The 974-nt window shown below is 52.0% G+C and carries 3 protein-coding genes; all 3 read right to left on the reverse strand.

Features of this window, described 5'->3' with window-relative positions; genetic code table 11:
• Positions 1-20: 20 nt before the first annotated feature.
• Positions 21-350, reverse strand: coding sequence for a hypothetical protein (locus tag QRD42_RS16370; RefSeq protein WP_321987627.1), 330 nt, complete (start codon positions 348-350; stop codon positions 21-23).
• Positions 350-589: a hypothetical protein gene (locus QRD42_RS16375; RefSeq protein ID WP_321987628.1), complete on the reverse strand. Its 240-nt coding sequence runs from the start codon at positions 587-589 to the stop codon at positions 350-352. Before QRD42_RS16375 ends, QRD42_RS16370 begins: the two co-directional genes overlap by 1 nt.
• 101 nt (positions 590-690) lie before the next feature.
• Positions 691-974, reverse strand: a 284-nt coding sequence (locus QRD42_RS16380) for a hypothetical protein (RefSeq protein ID WP_321987629.1), incomplete at its 5' end; no start/stop codon positions are given.

The following is a 974-nucleotide window of genomic DNA, read 5'->3' on the forward strand; positions in this document are numbered from 1 at the left end:
TTTGCCCCTTATATGCCCCATCACATCACCGGGCATTCGTCATCCAGGCCGTTCCGTGTATCGACGACGAAATGGGTGACGACGCCGATCACCTGAAGCTCATCCAGGCATTCCCCCTCTATCGCATCACCATCATGCGTGATGAACGCATTTCCCATAAACTTACCAAAATAGGCACGTCCGTCCAGGCTGGCGAGCAGCACGTCGCCCTGCCTCGCTATCAACCCCCTGTCCACTACAGCCGCGCCGGTTGATGTCTCAATGACCAGGCTGTTGGCGGTCAGATTGCAAATGATGTCAGCGCACATCGTTGTTTCAATGTAATCAGCCGCTGGAGATGGGAATCCCATTATTGAACATACCCCATGTTGCGGAGCATCCACAGCCGGTTTTCGCTGATATCAGGCGTTTTGTCCACGAAGCCGGTCTGGTATCGCTCTATCCACCGGTTGGCATCTGCCAGAGTGTAGTGCCAGTTGCGATTGCGCAGCTCACGCACAAAGTCCTCCGTTCGCAAGCATTGATAGCCTTTAGGGTTTTTGTGTATTGCCGCCACGAAAGCGGCGCTAATTTCTGATGTGCGTGCCATAGTCTCCCTCCATTTTCACTGTATATATAAACAGTATTTCAAAGGGGGGATTTGGTCAATACCAAAAAGAAAGCCCTCACATGGAGGGCTGTAATTGCGGGTCAATAATCCCACTCAAGTCCGGATAGCGATACGAACTGAGTTCCTGCCGGGAGCGTCCCATCCTGTACGCGGATGTGATCTGTTACCGAGATATGAGAGTTTACAAAACCTGTCGAACCCAGCAGTAATGCTGTATATCGACCGCCGGGAGAGACAGGCTGCAACGCAGCTGGCAGGGATACTATATTTGCTGTCGCTCCGGAACCAACCTGCATAAAGCCTCGGACTGAAGCGCGATAGTTTTTCAGGGAAAATTCATACTGCTCGTTCTCAGAGGATGCTG

The sequence above is a fragment of the Enterobacter sp. PGRG2 genome (genome assembly GCF_030291195.1).
Lineage (GTDB): Bacteria > Pseudomonadota > Gammaproteobacteria > Enterobacterales > Enterobacteriaceae > Enterobacter_D.

Coding starts and splice junctions, on each gene's coding strand:
- QRD42_RS16370 (WP_321987627.1), bottom strand. CDS start 350: ATGGGATTCCCATCTCCAGCGGCTGATTACATTGAAACAACGATGTGC.
- QRD42_RS16375 (WP_321987628.1), bottom strand. CDS start 589: ATGGCACGCACATCAGAAATTAGCGCCGCTTTCGTGGCGGCAATACAC.